22 protein-coding genes, 1 other RNA gene and 1 pseudogene are annotated in these 23,951 nt (G+C 63.0%); 12 read left to right on the top strand and 12 right to left on the bottom strand.

Annotated features, from left to right (window positions below; genetic code table 11):
- Nucleotides 1-76 precede the first annotated feature (76 nt).
- The 5 genes from QN085_RS17980 to ffs all read left to right on the top strand — a co-directional run bounded on the left by QN085_RS17980 (nt 77) and on the right by ffs (nt 8,319).
- Entirely contained in the window at nt 77-736 is a 660-nt protein-coding gene (locus tag QN085_RS17980; RefSeq protein WP_013973522.1) for a GntR family transcriptional regulator, read from the top strand.
- Nucleotides 737-739: 3 nt separating this feature from the next.
- Complete coding sequence (gene smc, locus QN085_RS17975; protein WP_013973521.1) at nt 740-4,228, top strand: chromosome segregation protein SMC; 3,489 nt, start codon at nt 740-742, stop codon at nt 4,226-4,228.
- 205 nt (nt 4,229-4,433) lie between these two features.
- Complete coding sequence (gene zipA, locus QN085_RS17970; RefSeq protein ID WP_015271153.1) at nt 4,434-5,324, top strand: cell division protein ZipA; 891 nt, start codon at nt 4,434-4,436, stop codon at nt 5,322-5,324.
- Nucleotides 5,325-5,562: 238 nt separating this feature from the next.
- A complete protein-coding gene (ligA, locus tag QN085_RS17965) occupies nt 5,563-7,893 on the top strand; it encodes an NAD-dependent DNA ligase LigA (RefSeq protein WP_041505748.1) in 2,331 nt (776 codons plus the stop codon).
- A 329-nt stretch (nt 7,894-8,222) separates the two neighbouring features.
- Nucleotides 8,223-8,319, top strand: an RNA gene (gene ffs, locus QN085_RS17960) — signal recognition particle sRNA small type.
- A gap of 274 nt (nt 8,320-8,593) precedes the next feature.
- Here the strand turns inward: ffs and QN085_RS17955 are convergent.
- From QN085_RS17955 to QN085_RS17940, 4 genes are all read right to left on the bottom strand, one after another.
- Nucleotides 8,594-8,902, bottom strand: coding sequence for a hypothetical protein (locus QN085_RS17955; protein WP_023661288.1), 309 nt, complete (start codon nt 8,900-8,902; stop codon nt 8,594-8,596).
- A 44-nt stretch (nt 8,903-8,946) separates the two neighbouring features.
- Entirely contained in the window at nt 8,947-9,660 is a 714-nt protein-coding gene (locus QN085_RS17950; protein WP_041505749.1) for a helix-turn-helix transcriptional regulator, read from the bottom strand.
- Entirely contained in the window at nt 9,653-9,907 is a 255-nt protein-coding gene (locus QN085_RS17945; RefSeq protein ID WP_023661286.1) for a Pathogenicity locus, read from the bottom strand. The genes QN085_RS17950 and QN085_RS17945 overlap by 8 nt, the downstream gene beginning before the upstream one ends.
- 242 nt (nt 9,908-10,149) lie before the next feature.
- Nucleotides 10,150-10,476 carry a hypothetical protein gene (locus QN085_RS17940; protein WP_013973511.1) on the bottom strand — a complete coding sequence of 109 codons (327 nt, stop codon included), beginning with the start codon at nt 10,474-10,476 and terminating at the stop codon, nt 10,150-10,152.
- Between the two features lie 282 nt (nt 10,477-10,758).
- Here QN085_RS17940 and QN085_RS26040 point away from each other — a divergent pair.
- Together QN085_RS26040 and QN085_RS26035 are read left to right on the top strand one after the other, a co-directional pair.
- A pseudogene (locus QN085_RS26040) lies at nt 10,759-10,890 on the top strand (pirin family protein); the annotation flags it as partial.
- A gap of 20 nt (nt 10,891-10,910) precedes the next feature.
- Nucleotides 10,911-11,150, top strand: coding sequence for a pirin family protein (locus tag QN085_RS26035; protein WP_372241122.1), 240 nt, complete (start codon nt 10,911-10,913; stop codon nt 11,148-11,150).
- Between the two features lie 55 nt (nt 11,151-11,205).
- Here QN085_RS26035 and QN085_RS17930 read toward each other — a convergent pair whose 3' ends face one another.
- Nucleotides 11,206-11,628, bottom strand: coding sequence for a helix-turn-helix domain-containing protein (locus tag QN085_RS17930; protein ID WP_023661285.1), 423 nt, complete (start codon nt 11,626-11,628; stop codon nt 11,206-11,208).
- Nucleotides 11,629-11,710: 82 nt separating this feature from the next.
- Here QN085_RS17930 and QN085_RS17925 point away from each other — a divergent pair, with 82 nt between their 5' ends.
- From QN085_RS17925 to recR, 5 genes are all read left to right on the top strand, one after another.
- Nucleotides 11,711-12,211 carry a DUF2938 domain-containing protein gene (locus tag QN085_RS17925; RefSeq protein WP_023661284.1) on the top strand — a complete coding sequence of 167 codons (501 nt, stop codon included), beginning with the start codon at nt 11,711-11,713 and terminating at the stop codon, nt 12,209-12,211.
- A 120-nt stretch (nt 12,212-12,331) separates the two neighbouring features.
- Entirely contained in the window at nt 12,332-13,231 is a 900-nt protein-coding gene (locus QN085_RS17920) for an EamA family transporter (RefSeq protein ID WP_023661283.1), read from the top strand.
- Between the two features lie 115 nt (nt 13,232-13,346).
- Complete coding sequence (dnaX, locus tag QN085_RS17915; RefSeq protein WP_013973506.1) at nt 13,347-15,419, top strand: DNA polymerase III subunit gamma/tau; 2,073 nt, start codon at nt 13,347-13,349, stop codon at nt 15,417-15,419.
- Between the two features lie 64 nt (nt 15,420-15,483).
- Nucleotides 15,484-15,819: a YbaB/EbfC family nucleoid-associated protein gene (locus tag QN085_RS17910; protein ID WP_003259671.1), complete on the top strand. Its 336-nt coding sequence runs from the start codon at nt 15,484-15,486 to the stop codon at nt 15,817-15,819.
- Between the two features lie 293 nt (nt 15,820-16,112).
- Nucleotides 16,113-16,715, top strand: coding sequence for a recombination mediator RecR (gene recR, locus QN085_RS17905; RefSeq protein ID WP_003259670.1), 603 nt, complete (start codon nt 16,113-16,115; stop codon nt 16,713-16,715).
- A 141-nt stretch (nt 16,716-16,856) separates the two neighbouring features.
- Here the strand turns inward: recR and QN085_RS17900 are convergent, their stop codons facing one another.
- The 7 genes from QN085_RS17900 to QN085_RS17870 all read right to left on the bottom strand — a co-directional run bounded on the left by QN085_RS17900 (nt 16,857) and on the right by QN085_RS17870 (nt 23,943).
- Entirely contained in the window at nt 16,857-17,405 is a 549-nt protein-coding gene (locus QN085_RS17900) for an adenine phosphoribosyltransferase (protein WP_009683910.1), read from the bottom strand.
- A gap of 54 nt (nt 17,406-17,459) precedes the next feature.
- A complete protein-coding gene (gene fnrA, locus QN085_RS17895; RefSeq protein WP_015271145.1) occupies nt 17,460-18,194 on the bottom strand; it encodes a Crp/Fnr family transcriptional regulator FnrA in 735 nt (244 codons plus the stop codon).
- Nucleotides 18,195-18,378: 184 nt separating this feature from the next.
- Nucleotides 18,379-19,761, bottom strand: a complete 1,383-nt coding sequence (hemN, locus tag QN085_RS17890) for an oxygen-independent coproporphyrinogen III oxidase (RefSeq protein WP_013973503.1) — start codon at nt 19,759-19,761, stop codon at nt 18,379-18,381.
- Nucleotides 19,762-19,918: 157 nt separating this feature from the next.
- Nucleotides 19,919-20,602, bottom strand: coding sequence for a sulfite exporter TauE/SafE family protein (locus QN085_RS17885; RefSeq protein ID WP_013973502.1), 684 nt, complete (start codon nt 20,600-20,602; stop codon nt 19,919-19,921).
- Nucleotides 20,595-20,810, bottom strand: coding sequence for a cbb3-type cytochrome oxidase assembly protein CcoS (ccoS, locus tag QN085_RS17880; protein WP_013973501.1), 216 nt, complete (start codon nt 20,808-20,810; stop codon nt 20,595-20,597). Before ccoS ends, QN085_RS17885 begins: the two co-directional genes overlap by 8 nt.
- Nucleotides 20,789-23,263: a heavy metal translocating P-type ATPase gene (locus QN085_RS17875; RefSeq protein WP_024087433.1), complete on the bottom strand. Its 2,475-nt coding sequence runs from the start codon at nt 23,261-23,263 to the stop codon at nt 20,789-20,791. Before QN085_RS17875 ends, ccoS begins: the two co-directional genes overlap by 22 nt.
- 155 nt (nt 23,264-23,418) lie before the next feature.
- Nucleotides 23,419-23,943 carry a FixH family protein gene (locus tag QN085_RS17870; protein WP_003259657.1) on the bottom strand — a complete coding sequence of 175 codons (525 nt, stop codon included), beginning with the start codon at nt 23,941-23,943 and terminating at the stop codon, nt 23,419-23,421.
- Nucleotides 23,944-23,951 lie beyond the last annotated feature (8 nt).

The raw sequence follows: 23,951 nt of genomic DNA, 5'->3' as shown, positions 1-23,951 counted from the left end.
CCCCTCTGCGCGATCAGCGGCCAAGTACGCTACAATCCGCTCCTTGTGCCCAGTTCAATGATTTTGAAGGAAAACCATGACGTTCAAGGCCCCGGACAGCCTCTCCGAGCAGATTGCCGATTACCTGGCCGAACGCATCATCCGTGGCGAGCTGGCGCCAGGCGAGCGTATCCAGGAGCAGAAGGTCACCCAGGCACTCAACGTCAGCCGCGGCTCGGTGCGCGAGGCGCTGCTGATCCTCGAACGCCGCCACCTGGTGGCGATCCTGCCGCGCCGGGGTGCCCATGTGACCGAGCTCGACGAGCGCAGTGTGCGCAGCCTGTGTGCACTGATGGGCGAGTTCTACATCCTGCTGGGTAACGCGGTTGCGCAAAAATGGCGCACCGATGCCGACCTGCGCCCGTTCCTGGAGATCCAGCAGCGCCTGCAGCGAGCCCATGACCAGCTGGACATCAAGGCCTTCGTCGCCGACAGCTTCGCAGTCATGCGGGCGGCCTACCCGTTCGCCGACAACCCGTTCCTGCAGGAAACCGTGGAAAACCTGCAGCCGGCGATGAGCCGTGCCTACTACCTGTCGCTGGACCAGCGCCAGGCCAGCATGATCGACTATCTGGACCTGTTCGCCCGCCTGCTCGACGCCGTGATCGCCCGTGACCTGCCGCGCATTCGCGAGGTGCTCACCGCCTATGGCCAGCGCAGCTGCGAACTGGTGCTGGCGGCGTTGGCCCGAGGCTGACCGATGCGCCTGAAGTGCATTCGCCTGGCCGGGTTCAAGTCGTTCGTCGACCCCACCACGGTCAACTTCCCCAGCAACATGGCGGCCGTGGTCGGCCCCAACGGCTGTGGCAAGTCCAACATCATCGATGCCGTGCGCTGGGTGATGGGCGAGAGTTCGGCGAAGAACCTGCGCGGCGAGTCGATGACCGATGTCATCTTCAACGGCTCCAGTGGCCGCAAGCCGGTCAGCCAGGCCAGCATCGAGCTGGTGTTCGACAACAGCGAAACCACCCTGGTCGGCGAATACGCCGCCTACGCCGAGATCTCGATCCGCCGCAAGGTCACCCGCGACGGGCAGAACAGCTATTACCTCAACGGTACCAAGTGCCGCCGGCGCGATATCACCGACATCTTCCTTGGCACCGGCCTGGGGCCGCGCAGCTACTCGATCATCGAGCAAGGCATGATCTCCAAGCTGATCGAGGCCAAGCCCGAGGAGCTGCGCAACTTCATCGAGGAAGCCGCCGGTATTTCCAAGTACAAGGAACGCCGCCGGGAAACCGAGAGCCGCATCCGCCGCACCCAGGAAAACCTTGCGCGCCTGACCGACCTGCGCGAAGAGCTGGAACGCCAGCTGGAGCGCCTGCACCGCCAGGCCCAGGCAGCCGAGAAGTACCGGGAATACAAAGCCCAGGAACGCCAGTTGAAGGCGCGCCTGTCGGCCTTGCGCTGGCGTGATCTGGACGAACGGGTGCGCCAGCGCGAGGCGGTGATCGGCGACCAGGATGTGTCCCATGAGGCGCTGGTGGCCGAGCAGCGCAATGCCGATGCCAGCATCGAGCGCCTGCGCGATGGCCATCACGAATTGTCCGAGCGCTTCAACCAGGTGCAGGGCCGCTTCTACTCGGTGGCCGGTGACATCGCCCGGGTCGAGCAGAGCATCCAGCACGGCCAGCAGCGCCTGCGCCAGTTGCAGGATGACTTCAAGGAAGCCGAGCGCACGCGCCTGGAAACCGAGTCGCACCTCGGGCACGACCGCACCCTGCTGGCTACCTTGGGCGAAGAGCTGGCAATGCTCGAACCCGAGCAGGAAATGACCCTGGCCGCTGCCGAAGAAGCCGCCGCTGCCCTTGAAGAGGCCGAGCTGGGCATGCACGGCTGGCAGGAACAGTGGGACAGCTTCAACAGCCGTTCTGCCGAGCCGCGCCGCCAGGCCGAAGTGCAGCAGGCGCGTCTGCAGCAGCTGGAAGCCAGCCTGGAACGCCAGGCCGAGCGCCAACGCAAGCTGGGCGAGGAGCGCGAGCTGCTGGGCAGCGACCCGCAGGATGCGGCCATGCTCGAACTGGCCGAGCAGCTGGCCAGTAGCGAAATGTTGCTGGAAGAGTTGCAGTTGTCCGAAGAGCAGGTGGTCGAGCGCCTGGAAGGCGCGCGTGAGCAACTGCAGCAGGCCACCCAGGCCCAACAGCAGGCGCAGGGCGACCTGCAACGCCTGGGCGGGCGCCTTGCCTCGCTCGAAGCCTTGCAGCAGGCTGCCCTGGAGCCCGGTGCAGGTGCTGCGGACTGGCTCCAGGGCCAGGGCCTGGAGCAACGGCCGCGGCTGGCTGAAGGGTTGCGGGTTGAGCCGGGCTGGGAGCTTGCGGTAGAAACCGTGCTTGGCGCCGACCTGCAGGCTGTACTGGTGGACGACTTCAGTAATCTGGATTTTGCCGGCCTGGAGCAGGGCGAGTTGCGCTTGCTGCTGGCGAGCGGTACCGGCTCGTCGCTGCCCGGCAGCCTGCTGGAAAAGGTCGAAGGCCGTGTCGACCTGTCGCCCTGGCTGGGCCAGGTCAAACCCGTGGGAGACCTTGCCCAGGCACTGGCGCAGCGCGCCTCGCTCGGCGAAGGCCAGAGCCTGGTCAGCCGCGATGGCTACTGGGTTGGCCGACACTTCCTGCGGGTGCGCCGTGGCGGCGAAGCCGAAGGCGGCCTGCTGGCACGCGGCCAGGAGATCGAGCGCCTCGGCCAGGAGCAATTGGAGCAGGAAGCGGCGCTGGAGCAGTTGGAACAGCAACTGCAGGCCCTGCGCGAGCAGCAGCTGGACCTTGAAGAGCAGCGGGAACAACTGCGCCGTCGCACCCAGGAAGAAAGCCGCCTGCATGGCGAGCTGAAGGCCAACCTGTCGGCTGGCCGCGCACGTGCCGAGCAGGTCGAGCTGCGCCGCCGGCGCCTGCAGGAAGAGCTGGCCGAACTGGAAGAGCAGCGCGCTCTGGAACATGAGCAACTGGGCGAAGCCCGCCTGCTGCTGCAGGAGGCCCTGGAGCTGATGGCCCAGGACACCGAGCAGCGCGAGCAGTTGATGGCCCGCCGCGACACTTTGCGCGAAAGCCTCGATCGCGTGCGCCAGGAGGCCCGCCAGCACAAGGATCACGCCCACCAGCTGGCTGTCCGTCTGGGCTCGCTGCGTGCCCAGCACGACTCCACCCGGCAGGCACTGGAGCGCCTGGAGCAGCAGGCCGCGCGCCTGACCGAGCGCCAGGAGCAACTGAGCCTGAACCTGGAAGAGGGTGAGGCCCCGCAGGAAGAACTGCGCCTGAAGCTGGAAGAGCTGCTGGAGCGGCGCATGAGCGTCGATGAGGAAATGCGCCAGGCCCGCCTGCACATGGACGAAGCCGACCGCGAACTGCGTGACGCCGAAAAGCGTCGTACCCAGGCCGAGCAGCAGGCCCAATTGCTGCGTGGCCAGTTGGAGCAGCTGCGCCTGGAGTGCCAGGGCCTGGATGTGCGGCGCAAGACCTTGCAGGAGCAGTTGCTGGCCGACGGCTACGACCTGCAAGGTGTGCTCGCCACTCTCGAGGCCGAAGCCAGCGAGCAGGGTACCGAACAGGAGCTGGAGCAGCTCGAGGCGCGTATCCAGCGCCTGGGGGCGATCAACCTGGCGGCCATCGAAGAGTACGAGCAGCAGTCCGAGCGCAAGCGCTACCTGGACGCCCAGGACGCCGACCTGGTCGAAGCCCTGGAGACCCTGGAAAACGTCATTCGCAAGATCGACAAGGAAACCCGCAACCGCTTCAAGGATACCTTTGATCAGATAAATGCCGGATTACAGGCACTTTTCCCAAAAGTTTTCGGTGGTGGCAGCGCTTATCTGGAACTGACGGGCGAAGATCTACTCGATACAGGGGTAACGATCATGGCGCGACCACCGGGCAAGAAGAACAGCACCATCCATCTGCTGTCCGGCGGCGAGAAGGCACTGACCGCATTGGCGCTGGTGTTTGCCATCTTCAAGTTGAACCCCGCACCGTTCTGCATGCTCGACGAAGTCGACGCGCCGCTGGACGATGCCAACGTCGGGCGCTACGCCCGTCTGGTCAAGGAAATGAGTGAAAGCGTGCAGTTCATCTACATCACCCATAACAAGATTGCCATGGAGATGGCGGATCAATTGATGGGGGTGACCATGCATGAACCGGGCTGTTCACGTCTGGTTGCCGTCGACGTGGAGGAGGCCATGGCCATGGTCGATGCCTGATGCTCGACGATAAGGGCATATTCCGTAGCGAAATGCCCCCGCCATGTGCGACAGACGGTGTAAAGTTGTCTTTGGTCGTGCTAGCTTAATGTCACTCGTTTTTTGCGTGGGTAAAACGCCTGTCAGAACATAGAGTTGGCGCCACGTGTTAAAGGGCTTTGAACCCTTTGTTTTCAAGCATATTTTTATAGAGGCACGGGATTACATGGAAATCGGTCTGCGCGAGTGGCTGATCGTCATCGGCATCATTGTCATTGCCGGGATTCTTTTCGACGGCTGGCGCCGCATGCGCGGCGGGAAAGGCAAGTTGAAATTCCGTCTGGATCGCAGTTATTCCAACCTGCCGGACGAAGAGGGCAATGCCGAAGTGCTTGGCCCGTCGCGGGTGCTGGATACCCACAAGGAGCCTGAGCTGGATGAAAGCGACCTGCCGTCGCTCAGTGCTTCTGCGCGTGATCGCGAGCGCGAGCCCAAGCCGGCCAAGGCTGCCAAGCGCGGCAAGCGCGCCACCGCTGCCGCGGATGCACAGCAGGGCGACCTGAACCTGAGTGCCGAGCCACGCGAGCCCGACCTGTTTGCCGACAGCGATGATGACTTTGCCGCGGAAAATACCCGCAGCAACGGTGCGGCGCCTGCCAGCAGCAGCGTCAAGGAGCTGCCGCCGGCCGAGGAAGTGCTGGTGATCAGCGTCATCTCCCGCGACGAGGGTGGCTTCAAGGGCCCGGCGCTGCTGCAGAACATTCTGGAAAGCGGCCTGCGTTTCGGCGAAATGGACATCTTCCACCGTCACGAAAGCATGGCCGGTCACGGCGAGGTGCTGTTCTCCATGGCCAACGCCGTCAAGCCCGGCGTGTTCGACCTGGACGACATCGACCACTTCAGCACCCGCGCGGTGAGCTTCTTCCTCGGCCTGCCGGGTCCGCGTCATCCGAAGCAGGCCTTCGACGTGATGGTGGCTGCGGCGCGCAAGCTGGCGCACGAACTGAACGGTGAGCTCAAGGACGACCAGCGCAGCGTGCTGACCGCCCAGACCATCGAGCACTATCGCCAGCGCATCGTCGAGTTCGAGCGCCGTGCGCTGACCCAGAAGCGCTGACAGATCCAGACGAAAGAGCAGCCTCAGGGCGTGCTGGTCGGTTCGGGTGTTGTTATCGACTGTGCCGGCCTCTTCGCGGGTAAACCCGCTCCTACAGGGACACCACAGCCCTTGAGGTTTGTGGTGCCCCTGTAGGAGCGGGTTTACCCGCGAAGAGGCCGGCACAGGCAATAAATACCTCAAACCCCCGGCACCACCCCCAGGCTGCTCTTTTGCTTTGCAAGAGAAGACAAATCCCATGACCGCCGAAACCCGTATCCACGAACTGCGTGCCGAGCTCGACCAGCACAACTACCGCTACTACGTGCTCGATGAGCCAAGCGTGCCCGATGCCGAATACGACCGCCTGTTCAACGAGCTCAAGGCGCTTGAAGCCGAATACCCACACCTGGTAACCCCCGACTCGCCCACCCAGCGTGTCGGTGGCGCAGCCCTGGCCGCGTTCAGCCAGGTCCGCCACGAAGTGCCCATGCTCAGCCTCGGCAACGCTTTCGAAGAAGCCGACCTGCGTGAGTTCGGCCGCCGCGTGGTAGACGGCCTCGACCAGCCCGGTGCGGTCGACTACAGCTGCGAGCCCAAGCTCGACGGCCTGGCCGTGAGCTTGCTGTACCGCGACGGTCTGCTCGTACAGGGCGCCACCCGTGGCGACGGCACCACCGGCGAAGACATCAGTGCCAACGTACGCACCGTGCGCAACATCCCGCTCAGGCTGCAAGGCGAGGGATGGCCTGCGGTGCTGGAGGTGCGCGGCGAGGTGTACATGAGCAAGGCCGGTTTCGACCGGCTCAACGCCGCCCAGGCCGAAGCCGGCGGCAAGACCTTCGCCAACCCGCGCAACGCCGCAGCCGGCAGCCTGCGTCAGCTGGACTCGAAAATCACCGCCAGCCGCCCGTTGGAGTTCTGCTGCTATGGCGTCGGCCAGGTGTCTGCGAGCATTGGCGACAGCCACATCGGCATCCTCGAACAGCTCAAGGCGTGGGGGTTGCCGATCAGCCGCGAACTCAAGCATGCCGCCGGTATCGAAGAATGCCTGGCCTACTACCGCGACATCGGCGAGCGACGCAACAGCCTGCCCTACGAAATCGACGGCGTGGTGTTCAAGGTCAACAGCCTGGCCGCCCAGCGCGAACTGGGCTTCCGTGCCCGTGAGCCCCGCTGGGCGATTGCCCACAAGTTCCCGGCCATGGAAGAGCTGACCGAGGTGCTGGATGTCGAGTTCCAGGTCGGCCGCACCGGTGCGGTAACGCCCGTGGCACGCCTGAAGCCGGTCAAGGTGGCCGGTGTGACCGTGTCCAACGCCACCCTGCACAACATGGACGAAATCGCCCGCCTGGGCCTGCGCATTGGCGACACGGTGATCATCCGCCGCGCCGGTGACGTGATTCCGCAGGTGATGCAGGTGGTGCTGGAGCGCCGCCCGGAAGATGCGCGCCCGGTGCAGGTGCCGAGTGAGTGCCCGGTATGCGGCTCGCAGGTCGAGCGTACCCAGTTGGTCAAGCGTAGCAAGGGCAAGGAAACCACCAGCGAGGGGGCGGTGTACCGCTGCGTCGGTCGCCTGGCCTGTGGCGCCCAGCTCAAGCAGGCGATCATCCACTACGTGTCACGCCGCGCCATGGACATCGATGGCCTGGGCGAGAAGAGCGTCGAGCAACTGGTGGACGAAGGCCTGATCGGTTCGCCGGCCGACCTGTACAAGCTGGAATTCGACCAGATCGTCGGCCTGGAAGGCTTTGCCGAAGTGTCCAGCAAGAAGCTGCTGGATGCCATCGAAGCCAGCAAGCGCCCGGGCCTGGCACGTTTCATCTATGCCCTGGGCATCCCGGACGTAGGCGAGGAGACCGCCAAGGTGCTGGCCCGCTCGCTGGGCAGCCTGGCGCGGGTGCAGCAGGCGCTGCCGCAGGTGCTCACCTACCTGCCGGACATCGGCCTGGAGGTGGCGTACGAGATCCACAACTTCTTCGAGGACGAGCACAACCGCAAGGTCATCAAGCAGTTGCTCGACAGCGGCATGCAACTGCAGGACGAAGGCGAGCTGGCTGCCGAGTTCGCCGCCAGCACCACCCTGGCCGGCATGATCGCCAAGCTCGACATCGCCTCGGTTGGCCCGACCGGTGCCGAGAAGCTGGTGGCCAAGCTAGACAGCCTGGACAAGATCATCGCCGCCGATGGTATCGACCTGCGCCAGGCCCTGGCGGCCAAGCAGGCCGAAGCCGTGCGCGAGTTCTTCAAGGATGAAGCCAACCAGAAGCTGGCCCGGGACATCGAGGCACAGTTGCTGGCGTTCGGCATGCACTGGAGCAGCGAGAAGAAAGTGGCCGAAGGCTTGCCGCTGGCCGGCCAGACCTGGGTGCTGACCGGCACCCTGGAGCGCATGAGCCGTGATATCGCCAAGGAAAAGCTGGAAAGCCTGGGGGCCAAGGTGGCGGGTTCGGTATCCGGCAAGACCCACTGCGTGGTGGCGGGGCCGGGTGCGGGGTCCAAGCTGGCCAAGGCCAGTGAGTTGGGCGTGAAGGTGCTTGATGAAGATGCCTTCGTCACCTTCCTGGGCGAACAGGGCATCGCTGTCTGACGCCCTGCGCAATCCCCTGTGGCTTGCGCGGTCCTTGTGGGAGCGGGCATGCCCGCGAACACGGGCGAAGCCCGTGCCATCCATCGCGGCGCCTGCTTCGCGGCGGTTCGACGCCTCGACACGCCCGCTCCCACAAGTCCTGCGCTGGTCTTGCTGTCAGCGCTAACCCTGTAGGAGCGGGTTCACCCGCGAATTGCCAGCTCCAGGCCACCCCGACCTGGACAAGTCATTGAGAAATGATGACTTTTTCTCCTCCAGAGGTTGTATCTGCCCCCAAGACCGGTACAATGGCGCCACTCGCTGTTCAGCGAGCCTTGTAGTGGTGGCCCCATCGGTCCCCCCGCATTGATTACCCGTTAACCTGGTCAGGCCCGGAAGGGAGCAGCCATAGCGGGAACATCGAGTGCCGGGGTGTGGCTGGTGGGGCCGCCTCCATTCAGGTCCTTGAATTTTCAAGGATTTCTCGCCCTAAAATCTCGAAGTGTGACAGCGTTTAGGTACACCTGAGTGGTGCACCGTAAACGGCATGTTAGCTCGTCTCAACGAAAAACTGATGACTCAGGCCTCAAGCTATAAGAACCTAATCATGGTGGCAGGGTAGCAATAGGTGATCTGAGAACACTTACACTGGAAGCGACGACACCGATGCCTGACAGCAAAGGCATCGGTGTCTCTTGCCTGCTCTGGCAGTCCGCCGGGGTCAACTCATCTCTGGAACGAGGTGACTCATGAACGTCAGGTTTTCAATAGCGTACATATACTCAGAGAATCTCGGATCTCCATCGTTGAACGCCTTTGCCACTTTTTGTGCGTTCTCAAGACTGTCCCACATTGCTAAATCCGCGAAGATTCGTTCGTCGCTCATAGGGCAGTAGGCACGGTATTCAATCAAGCCAGGAAAGGTCTTTAATGTTTCACGAAGTCCTGCGCGGAGCACCGGCACTTGCGCAACACATTCCTGTTTGACCTTGAAAATGGCTAATTCGAGTACATGAGATGAGTGCTGCATAGGGATGACCTTCGATGTATTAGGGAGTCCCAATGATCAGTGGTTCATACTGACAGCGTAGTGTCAGTAGTGGTGATCGCTTTCCACTGGCTTGCCTGGTGCTTCATATACGCTTGGAGATCAAGGGCAGGATTGTCGGGTGATGGTTGTTGAGCAATAGCGATGGAGGCTATGCGATCGACCCGAAAATCGCGGTAAGCTGCCCTGGTACTACACCAGCTTCCAACCGTCCACTTTCCTCCCCAGTAGAAAAGGCCAAGGGGGGAAATGAGGCGTTGCGAAACTGCATCATCCAAGCTGGTATAAGTTATCGTCAGCGCCTGAGCGTTTTCGATGGCATTTCGAAGGGTTGCCAGATGGCCACGCGTCGAGGAAGGAGTGGTTCCAAGTGCCCTGATTTTTGCCGTGCTGGGGTCAACCTGATGATGGACTATGGACGCTGAGATTTTGCTCAACAACATCCTTGCAGCAGCACTTAGATCGTTATCGGCGCAAGCGGAAAGCATTTCCATCCCGAGCATCAGTGCATCCAGTTCGAGCCTGTTCAACGTTAGTGGCGGCATCTCAAAATCGGCATCCAAGGCATACCCCACGCCAGCGGTACCATAGATTGGGATTCCACTGAAGGAAAGGTCGTCGATGTATCGATAGATTGAGCGAACGGAAACGCCAATTCGGCTAGCCAGTCGTTCAGCAGAGATTGGCTGATGGACTCGAATCAGATTTACCAACTGAAATAAACGATCAGCTTTACGCACTTGGTGTGCTCAACTGAGAGTCCTTTGCAAGCTCAATGGCTGCGTCAATGGCGGCCCGAGCTTGGGGGCTATTCTTCCAGCAAGTCGATCCCACTGCTGCCGACGCCTGAGCCAGGATGTCACCAGCATTCGCTCTGCTGAGCACAGCTAGCGAGTCAATGCCCATCTGCTCAAGGCGAGCAATGACGGCCGGCCCTACGCCCTTTAGGGCCAACAAAGCATTATGTTCCTTCAGTGGAAATGGCATCCGTAAACTCCTGTTATCGGCCAATGAAGCAACCGGAGTTTGCCCGACGGCAGATGGCATCTCAATATATGGTTCCATCGCCCTACGCGTAGGCATCAGGAAGGTGGGTTCGGCAAACGCTTACAAACCTGATTGCAGAGGGTTGGCATTGGCCTGACTGCTGCAACTGGCTGATGCGCGTGTCCTGGCGTCCTGCGTTTGCCCAACTCGACAATTTCAACTTGGTGAGAGCTCCCCTCACCTCAGGCACATTGGGAAGCTAGGCGAACGAGATCTTCTGAAAAGAGCCCCCGCTGATAAATGTAGACTTTCCCGCCCGTGTCCCCTTTGAACGTCTCGATCACGTTATCCGCCGCAACAGGGCTGCTCAGAACCACGCGATAGCTTTGGCTCGTATGGGTGACGTTCGGTGATTGCTGATTCTCTTGCAGCTTCTGCATGACGCAGGTGGAAAAAGCTTCAGGAGATTTCGCGGTCACCAGTTCCTTTGTCGGCTGGTTAGGCGCGGATGCGCACCCCGCCAGCAGAGTGATAGTGAAGGAGGCAGCAGCGAGAGGCAGAAAGCGCATCAGACAGTTCCAGGCTTGAGTTCAGCCGCTATTCTCCATTTCATTTAGCTGATAGAAAATAGGTGAATATCGATGTTACCTATCATTGATCTTGATGATTAACAGGCGCCTCGCGGGGCTTCAGAATCAGGGGCGTTGCAGGTGTGGTCTCAGGTGCCAAGGATAGCCCAGCGTCTATTCAATCTGTTTAAGCGATGGTTTAGACCAGTTTCTGATGTTTTTCTTCGATCATACTCTTCTCTAAGCTGCGCTCTCTTTGAAGCAATGCATTTCGGTGTGAGCATGAAAGAGATCCGCAAGGCAGGTGATCGGGGTGCCACCCGTTTGCCGTGGCTGAAATCCCGGCATTCCTTCTCGTTTGGAAGCTGTAGAAACCCGCAAGAGAACGGTTTCTCCGATCTGCGCGTCATAAATCGCAAGGTGAGTCGCATACTCTGGCCCTCGCAGGGCGACGACAGGCCTATGTCCATGTTGTCGCTGGCAAGCTCCGGGTGAACGGAGAAAGTGTTGTGGAAGGCGACGGATTGAAGCTGACGGAAACCCAGGCGGTCACGTTCAGCCACGCTACGGATGCGCAGGTGCTTGTATTCGATCTTCGGGCAAAGGAGTCGGCACCTTCCAGAAAGCAATCTTTCGGGGGCTGCAAGACGCAGGCATGTGCCCGGCGCCGCTAGGTGCCATCTGCCTTCCATTCCTGCCGCGACCGTGCCGATGCGGTCGGGTGATGATTCAATCTGGGCGCTTCAAGACAACTGTTGAACTGCCTTGTTTCTTTCCATGCCCCGCCGCCGACAGCTTCATCAGCCGCTGGAATTTCGGGCATTCCAGATGATCTTCCTCAGGGCACTGCGCCGCATGCCGCAGGCCCTTGCTCATCGCCTGCAAGCGCCTGATTCGTGCGTCCAGTTCGTCGGCCTTGGCGATCAGCATCTGCCGGTCGACCTGCAGGTCCACCAGCATCGCCCCCACTTCATCCAGCGAAAACCCCGCAGCCTGGCCCAGGGCGATCAGCGCCAGCCGGTCTGCAACATCGGCTGCGAACTGCCGCCGCTGGCCAGGCCCGGCGAGTGACTTGAGCAGGCCTTTCTTCTCGTAGTAGCGCAGCGTCGAGGCGGGTACGCCTGTGCGCTTGGCGACGTCGGCAATGTCCATTTCGGGCCCTTGACTTGAAGTTGACTTCAACTTCTATGCTGCGCGGCATGGTGATGACCGTCAATCTTGGAGGGCTTGTTCAATGACCCTTACTGCGATGTTTTCCGCTGCCTTGCCGATTGGTATCGGTGCCACGATGGTGATGGACTTGTGGGGGCTGCTGCTTAGGCGGATGGGTGTTGCCACGCTGAACTTCGCCATGGTCGGGCGTTGGGCGGGGCATTTGCTGCACGGGCGTGTGCGGCACCAGGCGATTGCCAAGGCGGAACCGGTGCGGCATGAGCTGGCGTTGGGGTGGGGGATTCATTACGCCATCGGCGTGCTGTTCGCGATGCTGCTGGTCGTGATCGTGGGGGAGGGCTGGTTGCTGGCACCTACATTGTTGCCCGCGCTGGTTGTTGGTGTGGTGACGGTCGTGGCGCCTTTGTGCTTCATGCAGCCGGCGATGGGCGCGGGGTTCTTTGTGTCGAGGACGCCGACGCCTGTGCGCAACTGCCTGAAGAGCCTGGCCACGCATTTTGTGTTTGGCGTGGGGATGTTCTTGAGTGCGGGTTTGCTGGCGAGCGCGCAATCAGCCTGCTGACATCACCACCAGCGCTTGTATTCACGCCGAGTAGGTTTCTCACAAGCCGAGTCGAGTGCGCCTACATCTACCCTGCTGTGACGAAAATAGAGTGGTGCCTGCTAATCTTGGAGAGCAGGCATGAAAATGAGCAGGCGTGACTTGACCATTGGTCTTCTGGTGACGGTCCTGTGGGGTGGCAACTACAGTGTCATCGAACTTGGCTTGCGAGAGCTCGATCCCTATTTGTTGACGCTGTTACGCTTCACCTTCTGTGCGGTGCCGCTGGTTTTTTTCATCCGGCGTCCGGCCAGCGTTTCAGTAGCTGCCATGGCGGTATATGGCGTGCTGTTCGCCGTAGGTATCTGGTGGGTGGTCAATCTTGCCATGCACCAAGGCTTGAGTCCGGGTATGTCCTCGGTATTCCTGCAGTTCAGTGCGTTCTTCACCATCCTGCTGAGCGCTGTCTTTCTGCGTGAGCGTATCACCGCCGCCCATTCCTGGGGTATGGTCTTCGCGGCATGCGGGTTAGGCCTGATGCTGTTGGCGAGCAGCCAGTCGTCAACGGTGGTCGGCCTGCTTCTGGTGCTGCTTGCTGCGCTCGCCTGGGCTTTGTGCAATCTTTTGATCAAGCTCAAACGCCCTGGTCAAATGACGGCCTTCATCGTCTGGTCGAGCTTGTGCGCGCTGCCGGTCCTTGTGCTCCTCACGCTTGCCTCGCAAGGATGGGCGGCGTTCGAAGTCCTAGGCGGTGGCCTGGCGTGGCCAACCCTGTTTTCCGTGCTTTTCCAGAGCCTGATCACGACCATCCTGGGTTATCGCGTGTGGAACAACCTGATGAAGAAATATCCGGCTACCCACGTTGCGCCCTTGTCGTTGCTGATACCGGTATCCGGCCTTGCCACTTCCTGGCTGTTCTTTGACGAGCAGATGAGTGCCGGGCAATGGCTGGCCATCTGCCTGATCTTGTTCGGCATCATGATATTTTTCTGTGGCCACGGGTTCTCGACGTATGGCGGGCGCATCGCGCGTAGGCCCTGAGTGAAAGCTGATACACACCTGTCGATTGCTTGGACCACCTGCGCAGGGTGCAATTTTGCCCCCGCTCCGCTAGCATTAGCGATCTTCCGCTCGATCAGGCTGCGATGGTTTTTCGATGAGTTATCAGGTTCTTGCACGTAAATGGCGTCCGCGCTCGTTCCGCGAAATGGTCGGCCAGACCCATGTGCTCAAGGCCTTGATCAATGCCTTGGACAACCAGCGCCTGCACCATGCCTATCTGTTCACTGGTACCCGAGGTGTGGGCAAGACGACCATTGCCCGTATCATCGCCAAGTGCCTGAACTGCGAAACCGGCATCACCTCAACGCCCTGCGGTACCTGTTCGGTGTGCCGGGAGATCGACGAAGGCCGTTTCGTCGACCTGATCGAGATCGACGCCGCCAGCCGCACCAAGGTCGAGGACACCCGCGAACTGCTCGATAACGTGCAGTACGCCCCGAGTCGTGGGCGCTTCAAGGTCTACCTGATCGACGAAGTGCACATGCTCTCGACTCACTCGTTCAACGCCTTGCTCAAGACGCTGGAAGAGCCACCGCCCTACGTCAAGTTCATCCTCGCCACCACTGACCCGCAGAAACTGCCGGCCACCATCCTGTCGCGCTGTCTGCAGTTCTCGCTGAAGAACATGAGCCCGGAGCGGGTGGTCGAGCACCTCAGCCATGTTCTGGCCGCCGAGAACGTGCCGTTCGAGCCGGATGCCCTGTGGCTGCTGGGGCGCGCGGCCGATGGCTCGATGCGCGACGCCATGAGCCTGACCGACCAGGCCATCGCCTTTGGCGAAGGCAAGGTACTGGCCGCCGATGTGCGGGCCATGCTCGGCAGCCTTGATCATGGCCAAGTCTACGGGGTGCTGCAGGCGTTGCTCGAAGGCGATGCCCGGGCCTTGCTCGAGGCCGTGCGCAACCTGGCCGAGCAGGGCCCGGACTGGGCTGGCGTGCTGGCCGAGATGCTCAATGTGCTGCACCGCGTGGCCATTGCCCAGGCGCTGCCGGAAGCGGTGGACAACGGCCAGGGCGACCGTGAGCGGGTGCTGGCGCTGGCCTCGGCATTGCCAGCCGAGGACGTGCAGTTCTATTACCAGATGGGCCTGATAGGCCGCCGTGACCTGCCACTTGCGCCGGACCCGCGCGGCGGCTTCGAAATGGTCCTGCTGCGCATGCTCGCGTTCCGCCCCGCTGACACCGACGACGCGCCGAAGCCGGTACTAAAGCCAGTGGGGATCAGCCAGGCCACAGCTGATCCTGCAACACCGGTGGCAGCGCCGGCGGTTGCCGTGGCGCCGCCGGCCGCTGCTGTCGTGGCGCCGGTTGCACCGGTTGCCGAGCAACAAGTGCAGGCGCCCGCACCGGTCGAACCAGCGCCACAGCCGGTTGTCGAGCCTGTGGTGGCAGCTGAGCCTGCCCCGGTCAGTGAACCTGAGCCAGCACCAGAACCCGTGGCAGAGGTGGTTGACCTGCCATGGGAAGAGCCCGCGCCAACGCCCGCACCGGTAGTGGCCGAGCCTGCGCCGGCTCCTGCACCGGCCGCTGTGCCCACGCCGGCACCTGCCGCCCCGGCACACGACGACGAGCCACCCTTCGACCCGTCCGCCTATGCCGCCGTGGGCATGGACCGCGACGATGAACCGCCACTGGACGAAGACTATTACGGCGGCGAAAGCGACCCGGTCGGCTTCAGCTACCTGGACGAACTGGCCGAACACGTCCAGGAAGAAGCACCCAAGCCGGCAGCCGTACCGCTGCCCGCAGCCAAGCCGGCTACCGGCCTGGCCCTGCAATGGCTGGAATTATTCCCACAGTTGCCTGTATCCGGGATGACAGGCAACATCGCGGCAAACTGTACATTGATTGCCGTCGATGGCGACGACTGGCTGCTGCACCTGGACCCTGGCCAGGGTGCGCTGTTCAACGCCACCCAGCAACGGCGCCTTAACGAAGCGCTCAACCAGCACCTGGGGCGCACGCTGAACCTGCGCATCGAGCTGATCCTGCCCGAGCAGGAAACCCCGGCCCAGGCAGCGGCGCGCAAACGCGCCGAGCGCCAGCAGGACGCGGTCACCTCGATCGAGCAGGATCCGTTGATCCAGCAGATGATCAAGTTGTTCGGCGCCAAGGTGCGGCAGGATACTATTGAGCCTGTAGAAGCCCTGGTTAATCAGGGCCAGTAACGGATAACCATGCGGCCGGCCCGGTGCCGGGCCGCATCACATGACCCAATCGAGGTATACCCCCATGATGAAAGGTGGCATGGCCGGCCTGATGAAGCAGGCCCAGCAGATGCAGGAAAAGATGCAGAAGATGCAGGAAGAGCTGGCCAACGCCGAAGTCACCGGCCAGTCCGGTGGTGGCCTGGTGAGCGTGGTGATGACCGGTCGTCACGACGTCAAGCGTGTCAGCATCGACCAGAGCCTGATGTCGACTGATGAAGACGACAAGGAAGTGCTGGAAGACCTGATTGCCGCGGCACTGAACGACGCTGTGCGCAAGGTCGAGCAGAACAGCCAGGACAAGATGGGCAGCATGACCGCCGGCATGCAGCTGCCGCCGGGCTTCAAGATGCCGTTCTAAGGGCATTTGCGTTACCGAAAACCGCCGCTGATACCAGCGGCGGTTTTTTTTACAGAGATTTCAACCCAGGCGCGGTCTGTTTTTTTGTGGGAGCGGCCTTGTGTCGCGAAAGGGCTGCGCAGCAGCCCCGGCAATTCACGCTGCGAAGCTGAAATCGCGCGGCCGCTTCGCGCCCCTTTCGCGACACAAGGCCGCTCCCACAGAAAACAGACCGCGCAGGTCGCATGGCTGATTTGACGCCACTGCCCCTGCTGGGTATAAACCGCCTCTTATTGATTTGTCAGGCCTTTCCCATGAGCTTCAGCCCACTCATCCGCCAACTGATCGATGCCCTGCGTATTCTCCCGGGTGTCGGCCAGAAAACCGCCCAGCGCATGGCCCTGCAACTGCTCGAGCGTGACCGCAGCGGCGGCCTGCGCCTGGCACAGGCCTTGACCCAGGCCATGGAAGGGGTTGGGCATTGCCGTCAGTGCCGTACCCTGACCGAGCAGGAGCTGTGCCCGCAATGCGCCGACACGCGCCGTGACGATACCCAGTTGTGTGTGGTCGAAGGGCCGACCGATGTGTATGCAGTAGAGCAGACCGGCTACCGTGGCCGCTACTTCGTGCTCAAGGGCCACTTGTCGCCGCTGGACGGGCTGGGGCCCGAGGCGATCGGGATTCCGCAGCTGATGGCGCGGATCGAGGAGCAGGGCACCTTCACCGAGGTGATCCTGGCGACCAACCCGACGGTGGAAGGGGAGGCGACGGCCCATTACATTGCCCAGTTGCTGAGCGAGAAGGGCCTGGTGGCGTCGCGGATTGCCCATGGTGTACCGCTGGGCGGCGAGCTTGAGCTGGTGGATGGTGGGACCTTGGCCCATGCCTTTGCGGGGCGTCGGCCGATTTCGCTCTGATTCAGAATTGTTGGGGCCGCTTTGCGGCCCATCGCGACACAAGGCCGCTCCTACAGGCACCGCGCAATATTCAGGTATTCGCGGTCTCTGTAGGAGCGGCCTTGTGTCGCGATGGGCTGCAAAGCAGCCCCAAAACCCAACTCAGTACTCGCTAAGAGAAAACTCGGTCAGGCAGAAAGTCGGTACCCCGGCCGCCTGCAGCCGGCGCGACCCGTCCAGCTCCGGCAGATCGATGATCGCTGCCGCCTCGAACACCTGCGCACCGGTCCGGCGCACCAGGTTGGCCGCTGCCAGCAGCGTACCGCCCGTAGCAATCAAGTCATCGAAGATCAACACCGAATCCCCTTCGCACAGGCTGTCGGCGTGCACTTCCAGGAAGGCTTCGCCGTACTCGGTCTGGTAACCCTCGCTCAGCACATCAGCCGGCAGCTTGCCCTGCTTGCGGAACAGGATCAGCGGCTTGTTCAGTTGGTGTGCGATGATCGAGCCGATCAGGAAGCCCCGGGCATCCATGGCACCGATGTGGCTGAACTCGGCTTCGACATAGCGTTCGATGAACTGGTCGGCCACATAGCGCAGCCCGCGCGGCGACTGGAACAGCGGGGTGATATCGCGGAAGATCACACCCGGTTTGGGGAAGTCCACTACCGGGCGGATCAGGGCTTTGAGGTCGAAGGCGTCGCTGTGCATTGTTGCGGGTATCCTGGGAAACGAATGCCCAAGTATACCCGCTAAACGCCGGCCTCAGGCCTCCATTGCTCCGCCGGCCAGCGCGCACAGCTGGATCGGGTCGAGAATGTGCACTTCCTTGCCTTCGGCGCGGATCAGGCCATTCTGCTGGAAGCGGGTGAACACCCGCGACACGGTTTCCACCGCCAGGCCCAAGTAGTTGCCGATTTCGTTGCGCGACATGCTCAGGCGGAACTGGTTGGCCGAATAGCCGCGGGCGCGGAAGCGTGCCGACAGGTTGACCAGGAAGGTGGCAATACGCTCGTCAGCGGTCTTTTTCGACAGCAGCAGCATCATCTGCTGGTCGTCGCGGATTTCCCGGCTCATTACCCGCATCAGTTGGCGGCGTAGCTGCGGTAGCTGCACCGACAGCTCGTCGAGACGTTCGAACGGGATTTCGCACACCGAGGTAGTTTCCTGGGCCTGGGCCGACACCGGGTAGGCTTCGGTGTCCATGCCCGACAGGCCGACCAGCTCGCTGGGCAGGTGGAAGCCGGTGATCTGCTCTTCGCCGCTGTCGCTGAGGCTGAAGGTTTTCAGCGCGCCGGAACGTACCGCGTAGACCGAGCCGAAATTGTCGCCCTGGCGGAACAGGAACTCGCCTTTTTTCAACGGCCGCCCACGTTTGACGATTTCATCCAGTGCATCCATGTCTTCCAGGTTGAGCGACAGAGGCAGGCACAGGGGGGCCAGGCTGCAGTCCTTGCAATGGGCCTGGTTGTGTGGGCGCAGTTTGACTGGCTCGGACATTTTCATTCGATCCTTGTGGGAAAGCACACATAAGACGTAAGGGTAACTCACGGCATAGGTTGTAGGCCAGCGTGCGCTGTTGTGGTGCGAGCTGGCCCGGCCCCGGCGGGTGTGCGCCGGGGCCTTCGCTGTGCCCATGGTGTGCCTGGCAAGGAACTTTGTCCATGCGGTTGAACGACTCGGTTCAGATCACCCGCGAGAAGCGCTGGCGGTTGTGCATCGCCAGGTAAGCGTCGAACACCATGCATACCGAGCGCGCCAGCAGGCGGCCGGCCGGCAGGATGCGGATGCCTTTGTCGTCCAGGCGGATCAGTCCGTCGCGCTGCAAGGTCAGCAGTTCTGGCCAGAGGTCGTTGAAGTAGCCGCGAAAATCAATGGTGAATGCCTGTTCGATCGGCTCGAAATCGAGCTCGAAATGGCAGATCAGTTGCTGGATCACTGCACGGCGGATACGGTCGTCGTGGTTGCACAGCAGGCCGCGCTGGGTGGCCAGTTGGACGTTGGACAGGCTGTCCTGGTAGGTGTTGAGGTCGCTGCTGTTCTGGCAGTACAGGTCGCCGATCTGGCTGATGGCCGACACGCCCAGGCCGATCAGGTCGCAGTGCCCATGGGTGGTGTAGCCCTGGAAGTTGCGCTGCAGGGTGCCTTCCTCCTGGGCGATGGCCAGCTCGTCGTCGGGCAGGGCGAAGTGGTCCATGCCGATGTAGCGGTAGCCGGCTGCGGTCAGCTGGTCGATGGTGGCGTGCAGCATCTCCAGCTTGGCGGCCGCGCTGGGCAGGTCATTGCTGTCGATGCGCCGTTGCGGCATGAAGCGCTCGGGCAGGTGGGCGTAGTTGAACACCGACAGGCGGTCGGGTTGCAGGCGGATCACTTCTTCGACAGTGCGGGCAAAGCCTTCCGGGGTTTGCTTGGGCAGGCCGTAGATCAGGTCGAGGTTGATCGAGCGGAACTGCAGGGTGCGCGCGGCTTCGATCAGGGTGCGGGTCTGCTCCAGGCTCTGCAGGCGGTTGACCGCGCGCTGCACGGCTGGGTCGAGGTCCTGCACGCCCAGGCTGACGCGGTTGAAGCCCAGTTCGCGGAGCAGGCCCATGGTCGACCAGTCGGCTTCGCGCGGGTCGATCTCGATGCCGTAGTCGCCGGAGTCGTCGTCCAGCAGGTGGAAGTGCTGGCGCAGGGTGGCCATCAGCTGGCGCAGTTCCACATGGCTGAGGAAGGTTGGCGTGCCGCCGCCGAAGTGCAACTGCTCGACACGCTGCTTGGGATCGAGGTGGCAGGCGATCAGCTGGATTTCCTGCTCCAGGCGCTGCAGGTAGGGCGCAGCGCGGGCGCGGTCTTTGGTGATGACCTTGTTGCAGGCGCAGTAGTAGCAGATGTTGGCGCAGAACGGCACGTGCACGTACAGCGACAGCGGGCGCACGGCCCGGCGGCTCTCGCGCAGGGCGTGGAGCAGGTCGAACGAGCCCACTTCGCTGTGCAGTTGCACGGCGGTCGGGTAGGAGGTGTAGCGTGGCCCGGCCAGGTCGTAGCGGCGGATCAGGTCGGTATCCCAACGTAGGTCGTCGAGCATGAGGGTGGTCCCCGGAAAGAGCAGCAGTGCCCCGGAGTCTATGGCTGTCTGCAGGAACCGGTGTTGATTTGTATCAAGGGCATAGGGGCTGCTATCAGCCGTTCGCAGGGCCCTGTGGGAGCGGGCATGCCCGCAAAGGGCCGCACGGCGGCCCCCATCAATGCCCCATCAACCAATGCTGATGCGGCCCGGGCAGGGTCCATACCCCAAACAGCATCACCAGCACCCCGCCAGCCACCCGCACACTGCGCCGTTTCAACAACCGGTTTACTCGCTCAGCCGCCAGTCCCGTGGCCAGTAGCACCGGCCAGGTTCCCACGCCGAACGCCAGCATCAGCGCCGCGCTGTACCCGGCATTGCCCTGGCTGGCCGCCCACAGCAAGGTGCTGTACACCAACCCGCATGGCAACCATCCCCACAAGGCCCCCAGCAGCAACGCCCGGGGCATGCTGGATACCGGTAGCAAGCGCGACGCCACTGGCTGAATATGCCGCCACAGTCCCCGGCCCAGCGCCTCGATGCGGGTCAGCCCGCTCCACCAGCCGGCCAGGTACAGCCCCATGGCGATCAACAGCAGCGCCGCCACCACCCGCAGTGCCAGCGCCGCCGGGCTGCTGGCCACGGCCCAGCCGGCCAGGCCCAGCAGCAGGCCGGCACAGGCATAACTGAGAATGCGGCCAAGGTTGTACGCGAGCAGCAGGCGCATGCGCCGACCACGTTGTTCAGGCGGGATGGCAAGGGTCAGCGCGCCCATCAGGCCGCCGCACATGCCCAGGCAGTGGCCGCCGCCGAGCAAACCGAGGATCAACGCCGAGCCCAGCAGGGGCAGCAGGTCAGGCACGGGGCGGGTTTTCCTTGTCGGTGTCGGCCTTGCTGTCGTCAGGCTTCACCGCCGCCTGATGGCGCGGGTCCTGGTCGTCGAACAGGATGCTGTGGGCAGGGCTTTCCAGGTCGTCGTACTGGCCGCTGTCCACCGCCCAGAAGAAGATGTACACGGCCACGCCGACCAGCAGCAGGGCCGCGGGAATCATGACATAGAGGGCGGGCATGGCGTCTTCCTCCCAGGCAGGGGCGCTTCGGTCGATGGCAAACCCGATGCCGGGGGCTGGCGGGTCAGGCGCAGGGCATTGAGCACCACGATCAGCGAACTGACCGACATGCCGATGGCTGCCCATACCGGGGTGATCCAGCCGAGCGCGGCGAACGGCAACATCAGGCCATTATACAGGGTCGCCCACAGCAGGTTCTCGAGGATGTTGCGGCGGGTGCGGCGGGCCAGCTCGAAGGCCTGTACCAGCGCCTGCAGGCGGTTGGACAGCAGCACGGCGTCGGCGCTGGTCTTGGCCAGGTCGGTGGCGCTGCCCATGGCGATGCTGATGTCCGCGGCGGCCAGTACCGGCACGTCGTTGACCCCGTCACCCAGCATCAGCACCTTGCGCCCGGCCGCCTGCAGCGCCTTCAGCCGGTCCAGTTTGTCGTCCGGGCGCAGGCCGCCGATGGCCTGGTCGATGCCCAGCTGCGCGGCCACTTCGGCGACCATCGGCGAGCTGTCGCCCGACAGCAGCAGCGTGCGCCAGCCACGGGCCTTGCAGGCTGCCAGCAGGGCAGGGGCATCGTCGCGCAGGCGGTCGTCCAGGCCGAACCAGGCCAGTGGGCCCTGGCGGTCGCCCAGTAGCAGCCACTGGCCGCGCGGCTCTGGCACGCCAGGGATTTCCGCTCCGCTCAGGGCGCAGACGAAGGTGGCCTGGCCAATGCGCAGGCGCTGGCCGTCGACCAGCCCTTCCAGGCCCAGGCCCGGCACGGTCTGCACGTCGTCAGCAGGCGTGGCGGTGCGGCCGAAGGCACGGGCGATGGGGTGTTCGGAGCGGTTCTCCAGCGCTGCGGCCAGGGCCAGGCAGCGGTCGGCGGGCAGGCTGCCGAGCGGTCGAATGCTGCGCAAGGTCAGGCGGCCTTCGGTCAGCGTTCCGGTCTTGTCGAAAATCACCGTGTCGATCTGGTTCAGGCCTTCCAGCACATGGCCACGGGTCACCAGCAGGCCGAGCTTGTGCAACGTACCAGTGGCTGCGGTAAGCGCCGTTGGCGTGGCCAGGGACAGCGCGCAGGGGCAGGTCGCTACCAACATGGCCAGCACGATCCAGAACGCCCGCGTCGGGTCCAGGTGCCACCACCACAGGCCGATGGCCGCGGCGGCCAGCAGCGAGAACAGCAGGAACCACTGCGAGGCCCGGTCGGCGATTTCGGCCAGGCGGGGTTTTTCGGTCTGGGCGCGTTCCAGCAGGCGGACGATGGCCGACAACCGCGAGTCGTGGCCGAGGGCTTCGACTTCCACGTTCAGGGTGCTTTCGACGTTCAGGGTACCGCCCGTGACCCGCTCGCCGACCCGCCGTGGTTGCGGCAGGTATTCACCGGTCAGCAACGATTCATCGACGCTGGAGCGGCCTTCGACGATGCGCCCGTCGGCGGGGATTACCGCGCCTGGCAGCACCTGCACCGTGTCACCGCGCTGCAGTTCGCTGAGCAGGATGCGTTCGCTGCGGCCGACGGCGTCCAGGCGCAGGCACGAGGCCGGCAGCAGGTTGACCAGCTGCGCAGTGGCCGCGGCGGTGCGTTCGCGGGCGCGGCGCTCCAGGTAACGGCCAGTGAGCAGGAACAGCGCGAACATGCCCACGGTGTCGAAATACAGCTCGCCGCTGCCGGTGATGGCGGTCCAGATGCCGGCGCCAAAGGCCAGGCCAATGGCCAGCGACACCGAAACGTCCATGGTCAGGTGGCGGGTACGCAGGTCGCGTGCCGCGCCCTTGAAGAACGGTGCGCAGCTGTAGAACACGATGGGGATGGTGAGAAACAGCGCCACCCAGCGCAGGATGGTGTGCAGTTCGGGCGACAGGTCGATGTTGAATTCCGGCCAGGTGGCCATGGTTGCCATCATCGCCTGGAACCACAGCAGCCCAGCCACGCCAAGGCGGCGCAGGGCGCTGCGGTTCTCGCGGGCCAGTTGCTCGGCGGCCTGGTCGGGCTGATAGGGGTGGGCGGCGTAGCCGATCTGGCGCAGCTCGGCGAGCAGGCGCGAGAGCGGCAGTTGCTTGTCATCCCAGTTCAGCAGCAGGCGGTGGTTGGACAGGTTCAGACGCGCCTCGGCGACGCCGGGCAGGTTGCGCAGGTGCTTTTCGATCAGCCAGCCGCAGGCGGCGCAGCTGATGCCTTCGACCAGCAGGGTGGTCTCGGCCAGGTCGCCAGCATGGCGAACGAAGGTTTGCTGTAAGTCGCTGCGGTCATAGAGGGCGAGCTCGTCCTGCAGTTGTTTGGGCAGGGCCTCGGGGTTGGCACTGTTGTCGCTACGATGCTGGTAATAGTGCTCCAGGCCACCGGCGACGATCGACTCGGCCACCGCCTGGCAGCCGGGGCAGCAGAACTGCCGGGACTCACCGAGGACCACGGCGTTGAAGCGGCTGCCGGCAGGGACGGGCATTGCGCAGTGGTAGCAAGGGGTGGGCTGGGTCATCACATCATTGCCTTACACAAATCGGCTGGTTGGGCACAGCACCTGTGGGAGCGGGTTCACCCGCGAATGCGTCAGATCAGGCAATGATGTTTTCAGGTTAGACGCATTCGCGGGTAAACCTGCTCCTACAAGTACAAGGAGCGGCGGAGGTGCGATTATTGGTGCTCGGCACCTTGCAGTGCTTCATCACCCAGCTGCAAGGTCACACCATGCTCGACCTTTTCTTCCTCGAACAAGCGCCAAACCTGGCCACCTTCACTACCCAGCAGCTCAACGAAGCGCCGCCCGTCAACCTTGTCCTCCAGCTGCCCTACATAGCGCCCAGCCTCGACCCGGCTCAACAGCACCTTGCGGTCTTTCTCCGGCTGGGTTGGCGAGATCAGGTTCAGCTCCAGGCTCTGCGGGTCGCTGTTGCCGGTCAGGCGCACGTCCACTTCGCCGGTCAGCTCGTCCAGGTGCACGCCGGCCTTCAGGCCCAGCGTCTGCGCCAGCAGTTCTCGGTCCAGCGAGCGGTTGATGCCCTTGCCAGCCTCGTAGTAGTTGTCGTTCACCAGGTTGTCCGGGTTGTGCACGGCGATGCTGACCATGGTCAGGCTCAGGCACACCGAGGTGGCGAGAATGCCGATGATGATCCAGGGCCAGAGGTGCTTGTACCAGGGGCTGGCGGCGGTGGCAGGCATTGTGGGTT

This window comes from Pseudomonas sp. M2(2023) (genome assembly GCF_030263955.1).
GTDB classification, from domain to species: Bacteria; Pseudomonadota; Gammaproteobacteria; order Pseudomonadales; family Pseudomonadaceae; genus Aquipseudomonas; species Aquipseudomonas asiatica.
This window is presented reverse-complemented; position numbering and strand designations above follow the sequence as displayed.